This window comes from Mesorhizobium sp. L2C066B000 (assembly GCF_000502335.1).
GTDB lineage: Bacteria > Pseudomonadota > Alphaproteobacteria > Rhizobiales > Rhizobiaceae > Mesorhizobium.
On record NZ_AYWZ01000010.1, the window covers coordinates 76,701 to 95,615 of the forward strand.

Genomic DNA, 18,915 nt, shown 5'->3' on the forward strand with positions numbered 1-18,915 from the left:
GCCAGATGCAATCCTGCTCGGATGATGGCCCAGTCAGGCCGGCAACGGGCGGCGTCCCTTTGCCGGAGCGGTGGGCCGGTCGGACGCACCGGCATCCCTGGGGTGCGGGCCGATCGGCATGATCGCCGGAAACGGGGTTGCGCCAAAAGCAAACGTCCATTTGTAGCCGGTCAGCCCGTCTTCCGGCGTCGTGTGCTGGTCGTGATGGGCGAGCAGTTTGGCGCGCTCGGCCAGTTCCTCCGCCTCGCGCTTCACCATCTCCGCCGTCTCCGGCCGCATCCGCCTGGAGAAAGAGACGAAGGTCGCTTCCCGCTCCAGATGGGCGATCGCCCAGCCGATGAAATTCTTGTTTGTCATCTCGAACAGCGGCCTGAGCGGCCCTTCGAAATTCCACTGGATCGGTGTGTCGACCAGCAGCCGTGCCGACAGCCCGCTGCCCAATGCGATCAGACCGAGCGCTTCGAGATCGCGCAGATAGAGGAACATCGAGGCTTCGCTCAAGCCTTGCGAGCGCATGACGCCTTCGGGCGTGAACTTCTCCGACAGCATGACGAAGATGAACAGCAGCGCCGGTCGTCCCGCGAGCTTGCGCTCGATCTCCGGCGCGATGCGATTGACCGGTCCCGGCCCCCTGTTCATCGATCCGAGCACGTTTTCCAGCTCGACGCCGGCGGCGGCGCAGATCCCGACGAGACGGTCGAGCTTGCAGTTGCGCTCGTGGAAGATGCGCTTCACCGTCGGCTCGGAAATGCCCATACGCCCGGCTAGCTCACGATAGGTGACGCCCTTGGCCTTCATCGTCCGCTTCAGCGCCTCGAAGATCAGGCCGTTCATGGAATGCACCTCTTTTGCGCCATTTCGTATCGAATTTCGATACTAGCTCGAATCGTCCTTCCGGAAAAGTATCGAAACTCCTAGCTCTCCGCTATCCATCACAGGAGACCTGGCCATGAAAACCCTCATCACCTCGATTTGCGTCGCCGCCTTCGCTATCGCGCTCGCACCTGCGGCCGAGGCTGCCGAACTCTGGCGCGCCTCGGGCTTCGAGCAACCGGAAGCGGCGCTGTTCGACGCCGCCAACAATCGCATCATCGTTTCCAACATCGTCGGCAATCCCGGCGAGGCCGACGGCAACGGCTATCTCTCGGTGCTGTCGCTGGACGGCAAGGTCGTTAGCCGGCACTGGACCGCCGGCATGGATGCACCGAAGGGCTCGGCGATCTCCGGCGGCAAGCTCTACGTCGCCGACATCACCAAGGTGCGCATCGTCGATCTCGCCAGCGGCAAGCTGGTCTCGACCATCGATGTGCCCGGCGCCGTGTTCCTCAATGACGTGACATCGGACAGTTCGGGCAAGGTCTATGTCACCGACATGCTGGCCGATGCGATCTATCGTATCGACGGCAACAAGCCGGACCTGTTCGTGAAGGATGCGAAGCTCGCCGCGCCCAACGGCATCTTTGCCGATGGAGGTCGGCTGATCGTGGCGTCCTGGGGCAAGGGCATCAAGCCTGATTTCAGCACCGTCGAACCCGGCGGCCTGCTGTCGGTCGATCTCGCCAGCAAGGCAATCACACCGCTGCCCGGCGCGCAAAACTTCGCCGACCTCGATGGCGTCGTCGCCATCGGCGACAGCATCTACGCCACCGCCTACATGACCGGCAGGCTCTATCGCTACAAGGTTGGCGGCACGCCGGAGGCTGTGGCGCAGTTCAAGCCGGGCAGCGCCGACATCGGCACCGACGGCAAATCCGTGATCTATGTGCCGCTGATGAACGAAGGCAAGATCGAGGTGCTCAGTCTGGACTGACGGCGCACATTTGCCGGCTCAGCCAACGGGCGCGGTTTTGAGTTGCGCCCGCGAATCCTTGATCGAGGCGGCAAAGGTCACCAGCGGCCGTTTGACGCCGTGGTTGATCAGCATGCGCCGTGTCTGCGGCGAGGCACCGGCGATGATGAAACGCACCCCTGCGCGCTTCGCCTTGTGCGCCGCGCCCTCGATGACATTGGCCGCGGTGGAATCGAAGAACGGCACCGCCGAGCAATCGAGGATGAAGTTCTTGCGCTGGTCGGCGATGCGGTCGAGCACCGTGCCGACAGTCGAGGCGGCGCCGAAGAAGAAGGCGCCGGAGATGCGATAGACGACGGTGTCGGCGTCGCTTGCCTCGCTTGCATCGTAGGCGCGGCCGCTGCTGTCGGCGACATCGTCCTGCACCAGCGGCAAATCCGCCTCCACGGCGATCGACTTGGCCATGCGGTCGATGAACAGGATCGAGCCTAGCGCGAAGCCGACGACGATGCCTTCGGTGAGATCGCGGAAGACGACGATCAGGAAGGTTGCCATCAGCACCAGGGCGTCGCCGCGCGAAGCGCGCAGCAACGTGGCGAAGGCCTGCTTCTCGAACATGTTCCAGCAGACAACCGCCAGCACCCCGGCAAGGGCGGCAAGCGGGATGTAGCTCGCCATTGGTGCGGCCACCAGCATGAAGACCAGCAGAAAAAGCGAATGCAGCATGCCGGAAACCGGCCCATGCGCGCCGGCCCGCACATTGGTGGCGGTGCGGGCGATGGTGCCGGTGGTGCAGATGCCACCGAACAGGGCAGACGCGATGTTGGCAAAGCCTTGCGCGACAAGCTCGCAATTGGAACGGTGCCGCCGCCCGGTCATGCCGTCGGCGACCACGGCCGACAGCAGCGATTCGATGGCGCCGAGCAGCGCAAAGGCCACCGCATCCGGCAGCACCGCAAGCGCCTTGTCGAGGCTGAGCGCCGGCAGCGCCGGAAATTGCAGGCTGCGCGGAATGCCGCCATAGCGGGTGCCGATCGTTTCCGCCGGCAGCGAAAGCAGCGCCACGACAAGGGAGGCCAGTCCGACGGCGATCAGCATGCCCGGCCAGCCGGGCCGCCAGCGCTTCACCCCGACGATGGTGGCGATGGTCAGCGCCGCCACCAGCGTTGCCGAGATATTGAGCGTGCCGGCCGCGTGGCCGATCGCCATCAGCTTCGGCAGCAGCGGCCCGGGCTCCGGCCCGGCAAGCCTCAGCCCGAACAGTTCCACGATCTGGCCGGAGAAGATGATGATCGAGATGCCGGCGGTGAAGCCGACCGTCACCGGGTAAGGGATGAATTTGATATAGGTTCCGAGCCGGAGATAGCCGATGGCGAGCAGGAAGATGCCGGCCATCATCGTCGCCAGCAGCAGTCCGTCGACGCCTTCGCGCTGCACCGTCGCCGCCACCAGCACGATGAAGGCGCCGGCCGGGCCGCCGATCTGGAAGCGGCTGCCGCCGAGCGCCGAGACGATGAAGCCGCCGACAATGGCGGTGAACAGGCCGCGCTCCGGCGTCACGCCCGAAGCAATCGCAATCGCCATCGACAGCGGCAACGCGACAATAGCGACGGTCAGCCCGGCCATGAAGTCGGCCTTGAACTGCGGCAGGCGGTAACCTTCGCGCCAGACCGTCACCAGCTTGGGCGTGAACAGCTCTGAAAATGTCGGCTTTGCCGACTTCTGGGCCGGTTGATGCACTGCCCGCCGGATCTGATCCATGGACTGCCTTCCGCTTGCGTGAAGGCGGCGGGATCGTCGGCAGGACTGTCGGCGGTCGCCGTCGCGACTATATGCCGGCTCAGCCTTGCGGGTTCGGCGGCGCGACCGGCTTGAGGCGCACGCCCCGGCCGCCGCGCTCGCTGGTCTGGTTCTCGCCGATGAGCTCCACCCCGGCCTCGTCGAGAGCCTGGATAACCTTCATCAGCGTATCGACCACACCCCTGACCACGCCGTCACTCGCTTCCATGCGCTGGATTGTCGGAAGCGAAACGCCGGCACGCTCGGCGAGCGTCTTCTGATCGATGCCGGCCAGCGCCCTCGCGGCGCGCATCTGCGCGGCAGTGATCATCGGTCGGAACCCCCGTCTGAGTCTGCGGAGACGACGTGTAATACAATCATAGTGATGTTTCAACCATCATAAAGCATACATGAAACATGATCTCTCCACAAAGCCGGATGGCGGGATACGGGATGAGCATGCTACGCTACCGCCTTGGCTCTTACTGGCGGGGAAATATCAGTTGAAGATTTTCAGGACCTTGACGACTTCGGCAGCCTTGCTGTCGGCGGTTTTTCTGCTGGCAGGCTGCGGACACGGGCTGATCAACCGGCTGATTTGAATGTCGCTCCGGATCGTCAGTCTTCGGGCTCGTTGCCATCGGCCACCGCCTTGTTCCGCTGCAGCATTCGCGCCGCCAGCCAGCACAGCGTCGCCCAGGTGAAGCCGGCGCACCATCCCGCCAGCACGTCGGAAGGCCAGTGGACGCCGAGATAGACGCGGCTGACGCCGACCAGCAGCGTTATCAGCACCGCCAGGCTGAGGACATAGATTTTCGTCGTTCGTCCCGGCAGGAAGCGCGCTGCCAGCGAGCCCAGCGTGAGATAGGTCACCGCCGACAGCATGGCGTGGCCGCTGGGAAACGACAGCGACGTCTCGTTGGCCAGGTGCGAGACAAGATCGGGGCGCGGCCGGTCGATGCCGGCCTTGAGCAAGGTCGACAGCAGCTGCCCGCCGGCCACCGCGACAAAGATCAGCAGCGCCGTCCTCGGCCTGCGGATCAGCAGGAGGTAGACGATCACCGCCGTTACGATCAGCACCAGCACGCTGGAGCTGCCGAGGCTGGTGATGTCCCGCATCGCGCCTTCCAGCCATGCCGGGCCGACGGGAACATCCGGCTGACCCACTTTTCGGAAAGCGAGCAGGATCTCTGTATCGAAAGCGTGCGGCGTGGTGGCCCTCGCCACCTCCATCAGTTCCTCGAAGCCCCACAGCCCGGCGGCTATCACCAGCCCAGCCAGCAGCACCGGAAATTCAAGCCAGTTGGTGAACGCACGCGGGGTCTTCATCGGATTACAGTCGCCCCTGCAGGTAAGGCCCGAGCGAGATCAGCACCACCGCCGCGATGGCCAGCACGATGCCGGTCGCCTGCAAGGCATTGACGCGTTCGCCGAAGAACACCAGCGCCACCACATTGACCGCCACCAGTTGGATCACCGCCGACAGGCTGAACGACACCGACATGCCGAACTCACGAACCAGCCGCAGCATCATCAGATTGCCCGCCGTATAGAGCGCCAGTGTCAGCACGATCTTGCCAAGGCTTGGCGCCAGCCCCCATTGCTTGGCCGCGATTGCCGCCAGCAGGAAGATCACCGTCGAAACGACGATCTGCGCCAGTCCCCAGAAACTCACTTTTGTGCCTCGCTGTCGTTTGTGGCAGCCCTTGTTTCGCAAGCGCGCCGACACGTCAAGCAGACTGCGGCGAGACAGGCCCGACGATGACGAGAGGTGGCTGAATGAATGGCAGCACGATCGCGGTCTGATTGCAACGCTCGGGCCGGATTAACGCAAACCCAGGCAGCTGCCCACCCAAGCCCCGGAAAAGAATGGACATTTAAACATGGCGCCCTACCTCTTCTGGAGGAGAGTGCCATGCCAAAGTCCGTCTATGACCGTGGCCTGCTGAAACCCGACGACATCGCCAGGCTGCAACGCGTGTTCGACGAAGCCTGCCGCAGGCGCGACGTGCATCCCGATTCGGCGGAGGCGCGGGAGATCGCGCTGAACCTGCTTGCGCTGCACAATGCCGGGATGGTCGAGGAAGATATGCTTATGGAAACCGTGGGTTTCCGCCGGTTGGAGCCGAAATCAGCCTGAGGCCCGCAAGGCGGCCTGGAGCAATTCCAGGAAAAGTGTGAAGCGGTTTTCCGTCCGGAATTGCGTAAAAATAAAGGCCTAGGAGCGGTTCGCCGTTTCCGTGAAACGGTGAAACGCTCTAGCCGGCGCGCTGCACGACGGCCACATTCATCTCTGCCCTCAGCCTGAAGCCGATGGACTCGTACAACCGGACCGCGCCGGCATTGCTGGCATAGGCATGCAGGTAGGGAACTTCGCCGCGCGCAAAAATTCGGTTGGCCACGAACACCGACAGCAGCCGGCCGAGGCCGCTGCCGCGAAATTCGGGATGCGAGCAGACGCCGCTGAGTTCGCTGTAGCCGGGCTGCTTCATGCGCTCGCCGGCCATCGCCGCCAGCCGGCCGTCGATCTTCACGCCCCAGAACTCGCCGAGGCTCAGCGCCTTGAGGGTGAACGGGCCGGGCTTGGTCAGTGACGCCAAAGCAAGCATCTCGGCCGCGTCGTCCTGCGTCAGCTGCTGCACACGCTCGTCCGACACGGAAGGCAATGGCGCCTCGGCAACCATCTGAACGCCGAAGGCGGTCACGGTCGCGGTCAGTTCCGGCGGCAGGGCAATGGGGTCCGCCTGGAGCATGAACACGCTCTCACCTGCAGGAATGAGGCTTGCGAGCGCCTGCAGGCTCTCAGCGTCGTCTGCCCCGGAAGCCGCGAAGGGGACGATCGAGGAGGGATAGCGCCTGGCGAGCCTGTCGCCATACGCAAAGATCCGATGCCGCGTGTCGAGCGCGCTCCAGACCGGACGATCGAGGACATGGCTCATGGCGCGACATCCTGTTTCACACGACGGTCGAGTGGGGCCGCCGCCAGGCCGTCCTCTATTGCCGAGAGTTGTTCGAGAAGCGGCCCCGCAAGGCCTTTGCACAAGTCGGCAACGGCGTTCTCGATGCGCGGCCAAACGTCCCGCTTCGCCACATCGACCAGGCGCTGGCCGTTCGCGGTCAGCGAGATCATCCTGCGGCGCTGGTCGTCGTTCGATGGCGCGGCCTCGACCAGCCCCAGTTCGGCCAGCAGCGCCACGCTGCGCGTCACCCCCGGCTGGGTGATCCCCATTGACTGCGCCAGTTCGCCGACAGGCAGCGGCCCAAGCCGGTCGAGCGCGGCCAGCAGAGGATACTGGCTGGACTGCACCGGCACCTCCAGCCCATTGAGCATGCGCTGCGTATCGGCCTGCAACTGCTCGCCGATGCGCTTCAGCCTGCTGCCGAGGGTTAGATAGCCAAGGGATCGAATGATGTCTTCCATGGTCGGTTTGTCCGATTTTGATAACATCTTATATAACAAGACATGAAGTGGATTCAAGCGCCTGCGTTGGGAGATTGGCCGCAAGCTCTCAGCTTCGTCATCCCACGGGCGAAGCAGCCGCGCAGCGGCGTCGCGAAGACCCGAGAATGACGAAGGGACAGGGCGCTTCGGCTAACCGCCAAAATATACGATCCCGCCATGCAGATGTGTCGGACCAAGCGCACCGAAGCGTCTACAACTCCCTGGCGATCTGACGGGCAATCGCTTCGGCCTGCAGTCCGGCGCTGTGAAAATAGCTGGTCAGGCTTGGCCGCATGCCGATGAACCACAGGCCGGGCTGGCCGCTCGGGGTGCCGCCATTGGCCTTCGGCACGCCCTTGGCGTCGAGCACGCCGAGATCGCCCAGCATGGCCTCCAGGCCGGTGCGATAGCCGGTTGCCGCGATCACTACATCCGGCTCGAGCACCGTGCCGTCGTTCAGCCGCACGCCGGCGCCTTCGAAAGCCGCCACCGGCGCCACCACCGAAATCCGTCCGGCCTTCAGCGCTGCGACGGCGCCGTCGTCAACGGCAATAGCGATCTGCTCGACGCCGAGCCGGCTGGCGCCGCCCTTCGGCGCCGGCGGCAGGCCGAAGCGGGTGAGGTCGCCGAACACCAGCCGCTGCGTCGCGGCAATCGCGGCATCGGCAATCCACGTCGGCAGCATCGCCATGAAACCGCCGAAGCGCGCCACGGCGACCTTGCCGATCCGTTTCGGCATCAGCGACGGACCCTGCCTGGCTGACAAGCAGATGGCCTTTGTGTCGGCACGGGCGAGGTGGTTGAGCACGTCGAAGCCGGAATTTCCGGCCCCGACCACCAGCACGCTTTTGCCCACATAGTCCTGCGCTGTGCCGAAATCGGCGGCGTGGACAAGTTTGCCGGTGAAAGTCGCCTTGCCTTGCCAGTCCGGCGTCCATGGCAAGCGGTCGCGGCCGGTGGCGACGATGACATTGCGGGCGCTCAGCGTTTCCCGGCCCGTATGGACGAGCCAGCCATTGCCTCTGCGTCCGATCCGCTCGGCGGCGGTGCCGAATTCGACCCTTACGCCGCGCGCGCGGGCAAAATCCTGGAGATAACCGACGATGGCATCCTTGTTCGGAAAGGCGGCGGTGCGTGGCGGATAGGCAAGGCCGGGCAGGGCCGATAGCGCGCGATGCGTGTTGAGGGTCAGCTTCTCGTGCCGCCGTCGCCACGGTTCGGCGATCCGCGGCTCCTTTTCAAGCACGACGACCCGCACGCCGNCCCGCACGCCGCGCCGGCCAAGCGCGTCGGCGGCCGCCAGCCCCGCCGCGCCGGCGCCGATGACGATAACCGTATCGTCGGGTCCTTTCGGCCCCAGGACGATAGGCATCGTTTCGCTTGTCGTAGCCGCCATTCGGTCGAGATTTCCTTTTAGGTGCGCCATGGGGGACCCGTCCTATGTGGCACGTCCCATATGGCACAGGGGCGATATGATCGATAATGAGGTCGCGTCAATGCGACTGATTCGAGGCCTTGGGGGCAAGCCTCTGTTTATCATCGGCACGCGGAAGCTCGACCATGCCCTCCTTGCGTATCTTTCTCGACAGACTGCTGGAGGGCGCCGCAGCCAAGGTGCCGCGCCAGGATTTTTCGCATGTCGAGCGGCTGGCGCTTGTCCGCCGCCACGGCGACTTCTCGCTGGCCTATTCGACCGCCGTGCAGCAAAAACTGTCCTATTTCGGTGACGCCGACGGCTACATCGCCTTCGGCACCAAGATGAAGCACCATTTCGCGCTCGGTGACCCGGTGGCCCATCCGGCCGATCGGCCCGACTATATCAGGCGCTTTGTCGAAGCCGCCGACAGCCCGTGGTTCGTGCAGATCGGCGAACCGACGGCGCGCGTGCTGGCCGGGCTCGGCTACCAGGTCAACCGTCTCGGCGTCGACACGCGGCTGGAACTGCCGGCTCACGATTTTTCCGGCAAGCGCAACGAAACCGTGCGCTATTCCGAACGCTGGCTCTTGAAGAAGGGGTTTTCCTTTGGCGAAGGAGCGGTCTATCTCGACGAGGTCCAGCGCCTGTCACAGAACTGGCGGGCCGACCGCATCGTCAAGCGCTGGGAGATGGCGTTCCTCAACCGCCCCTTTGCCGATCATCTCGGCATCGATATGCGCCGTTTCGTGCTCTACAGCCCGGAAGGCGAGCTCGTCGCCCTGCTCGATTTCGATCCGATGTTCAGCGGCGGCAAGGTGATCGGCTACACCACCTCGTTCAAGCGCAAGCACATCGATGCCTCGCCGCATGCCGAAATCGGGCTGACCAAATTCGCCGTCGACCGGTTTCGCAATGAGGGCATTTCGGTCGTCACGCTCGGCCTGTCGCCGATGCTCGACGTCGGAGCCAACGGCTTTGCCGAATCGAGCTTCTGGCGCAACGCCTTCGAGCGGGCCTATGAGTCGCCCTGGGTCAACCGCAGCAAGTTCAACCTCAAGGGCCAGGCGGCGTTCAAGCGCCGCTTCCATGGCGTCGAAGAACCGACCTACATCGCCTTCCGCCAAGGCAGGCTGATCGAGATGCTGGGGTTGCTGCGCCTCATCAAGGCGATCTAGCAAGAAGCGTGGCGGCCAACGTGGCCAATTTGCCCCCAGCAAAACTGTTGATTTGACCGGCGCACGGGCGATCGCCTATTTGCATGTCGCTCAAAAGTGGTCCCCATTTTGAGCAAACGACATGCGCGTCGCCTGAGTCCGTTCAAACGCGACGCGCTTTAGAGCGGCAAGGTCAGTTGCGCAGCCGGTAGCCGGTCCGGAAGATCCAAGCGACGATGGCGATGCAGATGGCGAGGAACACCATCGTCATGCCCAGGCTGACGGCGACCGAGACATCGGACTTGCCGTAAAAGCTCCAGCGGAAACCGCTGATCAGGTAGACGACCGGGTTGAACAGCGTCACCGTGCGCCAGGTCTCGGGCAGCATGTTGATCGAATAGAAGCTGCCGCCGAGGAAGGTCAGCGGCGTGATGATCAACAGCGGCACCAGCTGCAATTGCTCGAAGCTTTTCGCCCAGATGCCGATGATGAAGCCGAACAGGCTGAAGGTCACCGCCGTCAAGACAAGGAAGGCCAGCATCCAGAACGGATGCTGGATGGTGAGCGGCACGAACAGCGAGGCCGTCGCCAGGATGATCAAGCCGAGGATGATCGACTTGGTCGCGGCGCCGCCGACATAGGCGATGACGATCTCCAGATACGACACCGGCGCCGACAAGAGCTCGTAGATGGAGCCGACGAATTTCGGGAAATAGATGGCAAAGGAGGCGTTGGAGATCGACTGCGTCAACAGCGACAGCATGATCAGGCCGGGCACGATGAAGGCGCCGTAGCTGATGCCGTCGATCTCGGTGATGCGCGAGCCGATGGCCGAGCCGAAGACGACGAAATAAAGCGATGTCGAGATCACCGGCGAGACGATGCTCTGCAGCACGGTGCGGAACGCACGCGCCATCTCGACCCGGTAGATCGCCCATACTGCTCGCCAATTCATGGCTCTTGCCTCAACAGATTGACGAAGATCTCCTCGAGCGAGCTGTTTTGCGTGTCCATGTCGCGAAACTGGATGCCGGCCGTCTCGAGTTCGCGCAGCAGCGATGCGACGCCGGGGCGTTCGCTCTGGTTGTCATAGGTGTAGGTCAGCTGTGTGCCATCGCCCGACAGCTCCAAGGCGTAGTGCGAGAATGCATCGGGAATGGCGGTGAGCGGGTTGCGCAATTCCACGATCAGGCGCTTGCGGCCGAGCTTGCGCATCAGTTCGGCCTTGCCCTCGACCAGGATGATCTCGCCGCGGTTGATGACACCGACACGGTCGGCCATCGCCTCGGCCTCTTCGATATAGTGCGTTGTGAGGATGATGGTGACGCCATCGTCGCGCAGCCGCCGCACCATCGCCCACATGTCCTGGCGCAGTTCGACGTCGACGCCGGCCGTGGGTTCGTCGAGGAACAGGATGCGCGGCTCATGCGACAGCGCCTTTGCAATCATCAGCCGCCGCTTCATGCCGCCCGACAGCGTGATCGCCTTGGCGTCCTTCTTGTCCCACAACGACAGGTCGCGCAGCACCTTTTCGACGAAGCCCGGATTGGGCGCCTTGCCAAACAGGCCGCGGCTGTAGGTGACGGTTGCCCAGACGCTCTCGAACGCATCGATGGTCAACTCCTGCGGCACCAGCCCGATCAGGCTGCGCGCGGCGCGGTAGTCTCGGTTGATGTCGTGGCCGTCGACGGTCACCGTTCCCGACGAACGGTTGACGATGCCGCAGACGATCGAGATCAGCGTCGTCTTGCCGGCGCCGTTCGGCCCCAGCAGCGCGAAAATCTCGCCGCGTTCGATGTCGAGGTTGATTTCCTTCAGCGCCTTGAAGCCGGTGGCGTAGGTCTTGGTGACCCCGGCAATCGAAATGATGGAAGGCAAATTCGTGGAAGACATGAGGCCGAAAACGACTGTTTGAAAGAGGCGGGGATTATTATTGCGCTGAATGTCGGTGTGCAGGCTCGGAAGTCAATGCCGCTGCTGACAATTGTGGACAAACGTTCCCCTTTTGCCGTTTCGTCATGGGGGTGTCGGGGCGCTGACGGTTTGATACGATCTGCTGCGACAACGCGCCCCGCGTGACGCCAAGCCGCTTTGACCGGACCGCATCCGCCGCCTATTCTGCGCCAACAAACAGCAGCCGGAGCCCGCATGGACCCGCTCATCCTGTCGCGAATGCAGTTCGGGGCGAATATCTCGTTCCACATCCTGTTTCCGACCATCACGATTGCGCTTGGCTGGGTGCTGCTGTTCTTCAAGCTCCGCTACAACGCCACCGGCGATTCCGCCTGGATGCGCGCCTATTTCACCTGGGTAAAGGTGTTCGCGCTGTCCTTCGCCATGGGCGTGGTCTCGGGCGTCACCATGAGCTTCCAGTTCGGCACCAACTGGCCGGGCTATATGGAGCATGTAGGCAACATCGCCGGGCCGCTGCTTGCCTACGAGATCCTCACCGCCTTCTTCCTCGAAGCGGCCTTCCTCGGCATCATGCTGTTCGGGTTCCGCCGCGTCTCCAACCGCGTCCACACGCTGGCGACGGTATTGGTCGCCGGCGGCACCACGCTGTCGGCCTTCTGGATCATTGCGCTGAACTCCTGGATGCAGACGCCGGCCGGCTTCGAGATGATCGATGGCAAGGCGCATCCCGTCGACTGGTGGGCGATCGTCTTCAACCCGTCCATGCCCTACCGTCTGACGCATATGCTGCTTGCCTCCGGCCTGACGGTGTCGTTCCTGATCGCCGGCCTGTCGGCGCTGCGCTATCTCACCGGCGACCGGTCGGAATCGATGTGGAAGGCGCTGCGCACCGGCGTCTTCACCGCCGCCATCCTGATCCCGATCCAGATCTTCGCCGGCGACCAGCACGGGCTGAATACGCTGGAGCACCAGCCGCAGAAGATCGCGGCCATGGAGGCGAACTGGAACACCGGCCCCAACGTGCCGCTGGTGCTGTTTGCGCTGCCCGACGAGGCGGCGAAGAAAAACAAATTGGAGATCGCCATTCCCGACGGCGCCAGCCTGGTGCTGCGCCATTCCACCAGCGGTATCGTGCCGGGGCTCAACGACTATCCCGGCCTGCATCCGCCGGTCTTCCCGGTGTTCTGGGGCTTCCGCATCATGGTCGGCACCGGCATTTTGATGCTCATCGTCTCGTGGTCGGCGACCTTCTTCCTCAAGCGCCGCCACAGCCTGCCGAGGCCGCTGGCCATGCTGATGGTGCCGATGGCGCTCTCCGGCTGGCTGGCGACGCTGGCCGGCTGGTACACCACCGAAATCGGCCGCCAGCCCTGGCTGGTCACCGGCGTGCTGAAAACCGCCGACGCTATCGGCCCAGTCGCCGGCAGCCATGTCGCGCTGACGCTCGCCATCTATCTCATCCTCTATGTGCTGCTGTTGATCGCCTATCTCGGCGTGCTGGTGCACCTGGCGCTGAAGGCGGCCAAGGACGGCGACACCTCGCCGCTGCCGGGCGTCATGAAGACGGCGATGTCGCAACCGGCCGCAGCGGAGTGAGGAATGGTCCGCGTAGCGGACGAAAAGCCAACGATTTGGCTTTTCGAATGACGAACGCCCGGAGCCATAGCGAAGGGCAGAACCGTTGATGAGGGGGATGACAGACCGATGACCTTCGACTGGCCAACCGCGCTGCCCCTGATCTTCGCCGGCCTGATGGGCCTCGCCATCCTGATCTACGTCATTCTCGACGGTTTCGATCTCGGCATCGGCATCCTGTTCTCGGTCGCCGAAGATGCCGAGCAGGACACCATGATCGCGGCAATAGGCCCGTTCTGGGATGCCAACGAGACCTGGCTGGTGCTGGCCGTCGGCCTGCTCCTGGTCGCCTTCCCGCTGGCGCATGGCGTCATCCTCACCGCGCTCTACATTCCCGTCTTCGTGCTTTTGGTCGGCCTCATCCTGCGCGGCGTCGCCTTCGATTTCCGCGCCAAGGTGCCCGCCGGCAAGAAGCATCGCTGGAACCGCATTTTCTTCCTCGGTTCCGTCATCGCCTCGCTGGCGCAAGGCTATATGCTCGGCGTCTATGTGCTTGGCCTCGATGTCGGTTTTGGCGGTATCGCTTTCGGCGCGCTGGTGGCGCTCTGCCTGTCGGCGGCCTATGCAGCGATGGGCGCGGCCTGGGTCATCTACAAGACCGAGGGCGAATTGCAGAGGAAGGCGGTGGCCTGGCTGCGCACGGCCCTGGTGCTGACCGCGCTCGGCATGGCGGCGGTGTCGCTGGCGACCCCATTCGCCAGTCCGCGCATCTTCGCCAAATGGTTCGTCTGGCCCGAAATGCTCTATCTGTCGCCGCTGCCGATCCTGTCGGCGCTGCTGTTCCTGTGGCTGTGGCGGCAGACCTTCCACCTGCCCAAGCCCGACGATCGCCACGCGCTGCGGCCGTTCCTGACGCTCGCCGCCATCTTCGCGCTCGGCTTTGCCGGGCTTGCCTGGTCGTTCTATCCCTTCGTGGTGCCCGACAGGCTGACCATCTGGCAGGCGGCGTCGGCGACGGAAAGCCTGGCCATCATCCTCGCCGGCACGGTGGTCGTGCTGCCGGTGATCATCTTCTATTCGTTCTATGCGTATCGGGTGTTCGGCGGGAAGGCGACGGATCTGACGTATGATTGAAGGGCTCTCTAATCGCGGTTTGCGCGAGGCACCCCCCTCTGGCCTGCCGGCCATCTCCCCCTTTCGGGGGGAGATCAGCTCCTCACTGCGGCCTTCGCCAACCTTGCAAGATGAGCACCGTCAGCGACGCTGCCAATCTCACCCCTTGAGGGGGAGATGCCCGGAAGGGCAGAGCGGGGTGCTGTCCCGCTGGCGTCTCAGGTAGGGCGTCGCCGCTCTCTGCGTCCGGCCAAGTCCTATCGCCCCTCAGCTCTTCCCCGCCAGCACCAGCACCGGCTTCTCGCTGTACAACCCCGGGAACAGCGCCTTCAAATTCGCCACCTTGGGCAGGTCGTTGTAGACGATGTAGGGGTAGGTCGGGTTCAGCGTCAAAAAGTCCTGGTGATATTCCTCGGCCGGATAGAAGGTTTTGCCCGTCTCCAGCGTGGTGACGATGGGCTTGGCAAACACCTTCGCCTGGTCGAGCTGGGCGATGTAGCTCTGGGCGATCTTCTGCTGCGCATCGTTCTCGGCAAAGATGGTCGAGCGGTACTGGGTGCCCGAGTCGGGGCCCTGGAAGTTCAACTGCGTCGGGTTGTGGGCGACCGAGAAATAGACCTGCAGCAGCTGGCCGTACGTCACCTTGGACGGATCGTAGGTGATCTCGACCGATTCGGCGTGGCCGGTGCGGCCGCTGCCCACCGTTTCGTAGACGGCGTCATCCTTGGCGCCGCCGGTGTAGCCGGAGACGGCCTTGGTCACGCCCTTGACGTGCTGGAACACGCCCTGCACGCCCCAGAAGCAGCCGCCGGCGAAGATAGCCTTCTCGCTGCCGCTGGCGGCCTTCTCGTCCACTGCCGGCGGCGGGATCACCACCGCGTCCTCGGCCGAGCGCGCCGGGCTCTGCCAGAAGGCAGCCGCGGCGGCGGCGACGATGAGCGCGGCAAGCGCGCTCTTGAAGATCGGCGTTCTCGTCCTTGCAATGCCGGTCATGTCTGATCTCCTTGATGGTGGCGAAGACTATACGACAGAACGTCCCGCCTGGTTTCTCAAATTGCCGTGCGCCGGCCCGGCCATTGTGCGGCCGGGCCATGGGACCAAGCCTTATTGCGCGGGCGCCATGGCGTCCGCCGGCTTCATCGCATCCGTTGCGGGCTTCATCGCATCGGCCGGCTTCATGGCGTCGGTGGCGGGTTTCATTGCATTCGTCGCCATTGGGTCGGCGGGCTTCATGGCACCGGTCGCCGGCGCCATGGCATCGGTCACGGGCTTCATCGCATCGGTGGCCATCGCCGGCTTCATGGCGTTGGTCGCTTCGTCGGCACGGGCGCCGGCGGCGAAGCCGGTCATCGAAAGCGCAAGGGCGAGCGCGGTCAGGGTCTTGGTCATGATGGTATTTCCTCCTTGAAGAGGGCGCGCGGATGCGAGCCCGGTTATGCCGCGCTAGCGGCGTTGCGTAGAAAAAGAATCAGTCGGCGGCTGCAGCCAGGATCGGCCCGCCACCCGGCGACTGCACCAGCACCGCGGTGCTCAGCCCGCCGCTTGCCGCCGGCAGCGGCAGTGTGGTGGCGTCGCCGCTCCAGCTGCCGAGTTTCTCCAGCGAGTGCACGACATTGGCATGCGGCAGCGTGCGGCCGGTGTTCTCGCCGCGCGCCACCGGCACTTCGACGACGCCCTTGTTGTAGCGGACCAGCCAGACATCGGCGCGGCCGGCCGGCGCGGAACCGGCGCCGATGCTGATCTTGCCGCCGTCGAGCGACAGCGTCGGCCCGTTCGTGCGGCCACTTGCGGAAATCAGCTGCTCGATCTCGCCTGATGCCGCGCCCACCGCATCGGCACCGCCATTGACCACCACCTGCGGCGTGAACGGGCCGGAGCGGCCGAGCGACGGCTCATAGCGCACCTGGCGCTGGGTAAATTCCTCGCGGCCGAAAATGTCTTTCCAGCCGAGATAGTCCCAGTAGGTGACGTTGAACGACAGCGCCAGAACGCCCGGCTGGTCCTTGACCTTGATCAGGTTGGCATTGGCCGGCGGGCAAGACGAACAGCCCTGGCTGGTGAACAATTCGACCACGGTGAGCGGCTGGGCGAAGGCGGTGCCGCCAAGCATCATCAGCGCCGCGCCTGCGGCAGCCAGCATGCCGGCGCGTTTTGGGTTAAGTCCAGTCATCGGGGGTCTCCGTTGCGGCGGGTTCATCCCACACTTCGTCGCTGCCCGAGGCTTCGTTACATGGTTCACCGCTTCGTGATTGGGGGCGGACGCGTCGTTGCCTTCTCCCCTTGTGGGAGAAGGTGGATCGGCGCGAAGCGCCGAGACGGATGAGGGGTGTTCCAGCGGAGTGAGACGTTGGTTAATCTAACGTCATGCCACATCAGCCCGTCGCTCCTGCCAAACGAAACTTTGCCCGTTCGCTCCGACGTGAAATGACGGAGGCGGAAGACAAACTGTGGCACGAACTACGTGACCGCAGGCTCGATCGGATTAAATTTCGGCGCCAAGTTCCTGTTGGAAAATACGTCGCCGATTTCGCTTGTCTTGAATCACTCCTCATCATCGAGATCGATGGGAGTCAGCATGCGGACTCAGAGTCAGACCAGGCCCGTAGAACGGAACTGGAGGCGAGAGGCTTTCGTGTGTTGCGCTTTTGGAACGACGATGTCCTGAAAGACATGGACAGCGTCTGCACCACGATAATCGCTTATGTAAGGGATGTCAGTTTGCAGCCATGGCGGTGAAAGAACGCCGGCGTCAAGCTGGAACACCCCTCATCCGTCTCGGCGCTGCGCGCCGATCCACCTTCTCCCACAAGGGGAGAAGGCAAGGGCACCGCCACCCCGCTTGCCCCTGCAACCCGCCCCTGCTAAAGCCGCCCCATCATGAGCACGCCTCTCGACCACATCCGCAATTTCTCCATCGTCGCCCATATCGACCATGGCAAATCCACGCTTGCCGACCGGCTGATCCAGTCCACCGGCGGGCTGGAGCTGCGCGACATGAAGGAGCAGGTGCTGGACTCGATGGACATCGAGCGCGAGCGCGGCATCACCATCAAGGCGCAGACGGTGCGGCTGAAATACCGCGCCAACAATGGCGAGGACTATATCCTCAACCTCATCGACACGCCCGGCCATGTGGACTTCGCCTATGAAGTGTCGCGTTCGCTCGCCGCCTGCGAAGGCTCGCTGCTGGTCGTCGATGCCTCCCAGGGCGTCGAGGCGCAGACGCTGGCCAATGTCTACCAGGCCATCGACAACAATCACGAGATCGTCGTGGTGCTGAACAAGGTCGACCTGCCGGCCGCCGAGCCCGAGCGCATCCGCGAGCAGGTCGAGGAAGTCATCGGCATCGACGCCTCCAACGCCGTGCTGATCTCGGCCAAGACGGGTCTGGGCATTCCCGATGTGCTGGAGGCAATCGTCCACCAATTGCCGCCGCCGCGCGAAGGCGATGCCTCGGCACCGCTGAAAGCCATGCTGGTCGACAGCTGGTACGACGCTTATCTCGGCGTCATCGTTCTGGTGCGCATCATCGACGGCGTGCTGAAAAAGGGCGCGACCATCCGCATGATGGGCACCGGCGCAAAACACCTGGTCGAGCGCACCGGCGTGTTCACGCCCGCCCGCATCAATGTCGACGAGCTCGGCCCCGGCGAGTTCGGCTTCTTCACCGGCTCGATCAAGGAAGTGGCCGACACCCGCGTCGGCGACACCATCACCGAGGATAAGCGCCAGACCGCGCATGCTTTGCCCGGCTTCAAGCCGGCGCAGCCGGTGGTGTTCTGCGGCCTGTTCCCGGTCGACGCCGCCGATTTCGAGGATCTGCGCGCCGCCGTCGGCAAACTGCGCCTCAACGACGCGTCCTTCTCCTATGAAATGGAAACCAGTGCGGCGCTCGGCTTCGGCTACCGCTGCGGCTTCCTCGGCCTCTTGCATCTGGAGATCATCCAGGAGCGGCTGGAGCGCGAGTTCAACCTCGACCTGATCGCCACGGCACCGTCCGTCGTCTACCGGCTGCTGCTCAATGACGGCTCGGTGAAGGAACTGCACAACCCGGCCGACATGCCCGACGTGGTGAAGATCTCGGCCATCGAGGAGCCGTGGATCCGCGCCACCATATTGACGCCCGACGACTATCTCGGCGGCATCCTGAAGCTCTGCCAGGACCGGCGCGGCATCCAGGCCGACCTGTCCTATGTCGGCAAGCGCGCCATGCTGATCTACGACCTGCCGCTCAACGAAGTGGTTTTTGACTTCTATGATCGCCTAAAATCGATCTCCAAGGGCTACGCCTCCTTCGACTATCATCTGACCGACTACAAGGAAGGCGACTTGGTAAAAATGTCGATCCTGGTCAATGAGGAGCCGGTCGATGCGCTGTCCATGCTGGTCCACCGCACGGCGGCGGAAAAGCGCGGCCGCCAGATGTGCGAAAAGCTGAAGGAGCTGATCCCGAACCATCTGTTCAAGATCCCGATCCAGGCCGCCATCGGCGGCAAGGTCATCGCCCGCGAAACCATCTCGGCGCTGCGCAAGGACGTCACCGCGAAGTGCTATGGCGGCGACGTCTCGCGCAAACGCAAGCTGCTGGACAAGCAGAAAGAGGGCAAGAAGCGGATGCGCCAGTTCGGCAAGGTGGATATTCCGCAGGAGGCGTTTATCCAGGCGCTTAAGATGGGCGATTAAGCGGTCCGGCCTTCGGCCGGACGCATCGACCCGGTGGGTGTTCCATCGC

The 18,915-nt window shown here is 63.8% G+C and carries 21 protein-coding genes; 8 read left to right on the forward strand and 13 right to left on the reverse strand.

The window, feature by feature from the left end; all coding sequences use genetic code 11:
* Positions 1-33: 33 nt before the first annotated feature.
* Complete coding sequence (locus tag X733_RS146170; RefSeq protein WP_023819280.1) at positions 34-834, reverse strand: helix-turn-helix transcriptional regulator; 801 nt, start codon at positions 832-834, stop codon at positions 34-36.
* 115 nt (positions 835-949) lie between these two features.
* Here X733_RS146170 and X733_RS146165 point away from each other — a divergent pair, with 115 nt between their 5' ends.
* Positions 950-1,810, forward strand: a complete 861-nt coding sequence (locus X733_RS146165; RefSeq protein WP_023703854.1) for an ATP/GTP-binding protein — start codon at positions 950-952, stop codon at positions 1,808-1,810.
* 18 nt (positions 1,811-1,828) lie between these two features.
* Here X733_RS146165 and X733_RS146160 read toward each other — a convergent pair whose 3' ends face one another.
* Both X733_RS146160 and X733_RS146155 read right to left on the reverse strand, forming a co-directional pair.
* Positions 1,829-3,550 carry a SulP family inorganic anion transporter gene (locus X733_RS146160; protein ID WP_023819281.1) on the reverse strand — a complete coding sequence of 574 codons (1,722 nt, stop codon included), beginning with the start codon at positions 3,548-3,550 and terminating at the stop codon, positions 1,829-1,831.
* A gap of 79 nt (positions 3,551-3,629) precedes the next feature.
* Positions 3,630-3,899 carry a helix-turn-helix transcriptional regulator gene (locus tag X733_RS146155; protein WP_023673276.1) on the reverse strand — a complete coding sequence of 90 codons (270 nt, stop codon included), beginning with the start codon at positions 3,897-3,899 and terminating at the stop codon, positions 3,630-3,632.
* A 79-nt stretch (positions 3,900-3,978) separates the two neighbouring features.
* On the opposite strand from X733_RS146155, the gene X733_RS1000000169675 reads away from it, so the two are divergent.
* On the forward strand, positions 3,979-4,170 hold the full coding sequence (locus X733_RS1000000169675) for a hypothetical protein (protein WP_155923589.1): 192 nt from the start codon (positions 3,979-3,981) through the stop codon (positions 4,168-4,170).
* Positions 4,171-4,186: 16 nt separating this feature from the next.
* Here X733_RS1000000169675 and X733_RS146150 read toward each other — a convergent pair whose 3' ends face one another.
* Entirely contained in the window at positions 4,187-4,897 is a 711-nt protein-coding gene (locus X733_RS146150) for a phosphatase PAP2 family protein (RefSeq protein ID WP_023692974.1), read from the reverse strand.
* 4 nt (positions 4,898-4,901) lie between these two features.
* Positions 4,902-5,243, reverse strand: coding sequence for a hypothetical protein (locus X733_RS146145; RefSeq protein ID WP_023819282.1), 342 nt, complete (start codon positions 5,241-5,243; stop codon positions 4,902-4,904).
* 240 nt (positions 5,244-5,483) lie between these two features.
* Here X733_RS146145 and X733_RS146140 point away from each other — a divergent pair, with 240 nt between their 5' ends.
* Positions 5,484-5,708, forward strand: coding sequence for a hypothetical protein (locus tag X733_RS146140; protein WP_023673272.1), 225 nt, complete (start codon positions 5,484-5,486; stop codon positions 5,706-5,708).
* 118 nt (positions 5,709-5,826) lie between these two features.
* Here the strand turns inward: X733_RS146140 and X733_RS146135 are convergent, their stop codons facing one another.
* The 3 genes from X733_RS146135 to X733_RS146125 form a co-directional block, all read right to left on the reverse strand.
* A complete protein-coding gene (locus X733_RS146135) occupies positions 5,827-6,507 on the reverse strand; it encodes a GNAT family N-acetyltransferase (RefSeq protein ID WP_023726768.1) in 681 nt (226 codons plus the stop codon).
* Positions 6,504-6,989: a MarR family transcriptional regulator gene (locus X733_RS146130; protein WP_023819283.1), complete on the reverse strand. Its 486-nt coding sequence runs from the start codon at positions 6,987-6,989 to the stop codon at positions 6,504-6,506. The genes X733_RS146135 and X733_RS146130 overlap by 4 nt, the downstream gene beginning before the upstream one ends.
* Before the next feature lie 232 nt (positions 6,990-7,221).
* Positions 7,222-8,406 (reverse strand): NAD(P)/FAD-dependent oxidoreductase, encoded by a 1,185-nt coding sequence (locus X733_RS146125; RefSeq protein ID WP_023819284.1) that lies wholly within the window; start codon positions 8,404-8,406, stop codon positions 7,222-7,224.
* 164 nt (positions 8,407-8,570) lie between these two features.
* Between X733_RS146125 and X733_RS146120 the strand changes: the two genes are divergently transcribed.
* Positions 8,571-9,602 carry a phosphatidylglycerol lysyltransferase domain-containing protein gene (locus tag X733_RS146120; protein ID WP_023714442.1) on the forward strand — a complete coding sequence of 344 codons (1,032 nt, stop codon included), beginning with the start codon at positions 8,571-8,573 and terminating at the stop codon, positions 9,600-9,602.
* A 172-nt stretch (positions 9,603-9,774) separates the two neighbouring features.
* Here the strand turns inward: X733_RS146120 and X733_RS146115 are convergent, their stop codons facing one another.
* Together X733_RS146115 and X733_RS146110 are read right to left on the reverse strand one after the other, a co-directional pair.
* Entirely contained in the window at positions 9,775-10,536 is a 762-nt protein-coding gene (locus X733_RS146115; RefSeq protein ID WP_023681263.1) for an ABC transporter permease, read from the reverse strand.
* Positions 10,533-11,459 (reverse strand): ABC transporter ATP-binding protein, encoded by a 927-nt coding sequence (locus X733_RS146110; protein ID WP_023696074.1) that lies wholly within the window; start codon positions 11,457-11,459, stop codon positions 10,533-10,535. Before X733_RS146110 ends, X733_RS146115 begins: the two co-directional genes overlap by 4 nt.
* A 270-nt stretch (positions 11,460-11,729) precedes the next feature.
* Here X733_RS146110 and X733_RS146105 point away from each other — a divergent pair, with 270 nt between their 5' ends.
* Both X733_RS146105 and X733_RS146100 read left to right on the forward strand, forming a co-directional pair.
* Complete coding sequence (locus X733_RS146105; RefSeq protein ID WP_023714441.1) at positions 11,730-13,091, forward strand: cytochrome ubiquinol oxidase subunit I; 1,362 nt, start codon at positions 11,730-11,732, stop codon at positions 13,089-13,091.
* A 108-nt stretch (positions 13,092-13,199) separates the two neighbouring features.
* The gene (locus tag X733_RS146100) at positions 13,200-14,204 is read left to right on the forward strand and encodes a cytochrome d ubiquinol oxidase subunit II (protein ID WP_023701932.1); all 1,005 of its coding nucleotides are present in this window, start codon (positions 13,200-13,202) and stop codon (positions 14,202-14,204) included.
* A 246-nt stretch (positions 14,205-14,450) separates the two neighbouring features.
* On the opposite strand, the gene msrA is transcribed toward X733_RS146100, so the two are convergent.
* The 3 genes from msrA to X733_RS146085 form a co-directional block, all read right to left on the reverse strand.
* A complete protein-coding gene (gene msrA, locus X733_RS146095; protein ID WP_023710365.1) occupies positions 14,451-15,176 on the reverse strand; it encodes a peptide-methionine (S)-S-oxide reductase MsrA in 726 nt (241 codons plus the stop codon).
* A gap of 111 nt (positions 15,177-15,287) precedes the next feature.
* Positions 15,288-15,572 (reverse strand): hypothetical protein, encoded by a 285-nt coding sequence (locus X733_RS146090; RefSeq protein ID WP_023755325.1) that lies wholly within the window; start codon positions 15,570-15,572, stop codon positions 15,288-15,290.
* A gap of 79 nt (positions 15,573-15,651) precedes the next feature.
* On the reverse strand, positions 15,652-16,353 hold the full coding sequence (locus X733_RS146085; protein WP_023755324.1) for a DUF1223 domain-containing protein: 702 nt from the start codon (positions 16,351-16,353) through the stop codon (positions 15,652-15,654).
* A gap of 194 nt (positions 16,354-16,547) precedes the next feature.
* On the opposite strand from X733_RS146085, the gene X733_RS146080 reads away from it, so the two are divergent.
* Positions 16,548-16,919: an endonuclease domain-containing protein gene (locus X733_RS146080; RefSeq protein ID WP_023681256.1), complete on the forward strand. Its 372-nt coding sequence runs from the start codon at positions 16,548-16,550 to the stop codon at positions 16,917-16,919.
* A gap of 141 nt (positions 16,920-17,060) precedes the next feature.
* Positions 17,061-18,866, forward strand: a complete 1,806-nt coding sequence (gene lepA, locus X733_RS146075; RefSeq protein ID WP_023673259.1) for a translation elongation factor 4 — start codon at positions 17,061-17,063, stop codon at positions 18,864-18,866.
* Positions 18,867-18,915: the final 49 nt, after the last annotated feature.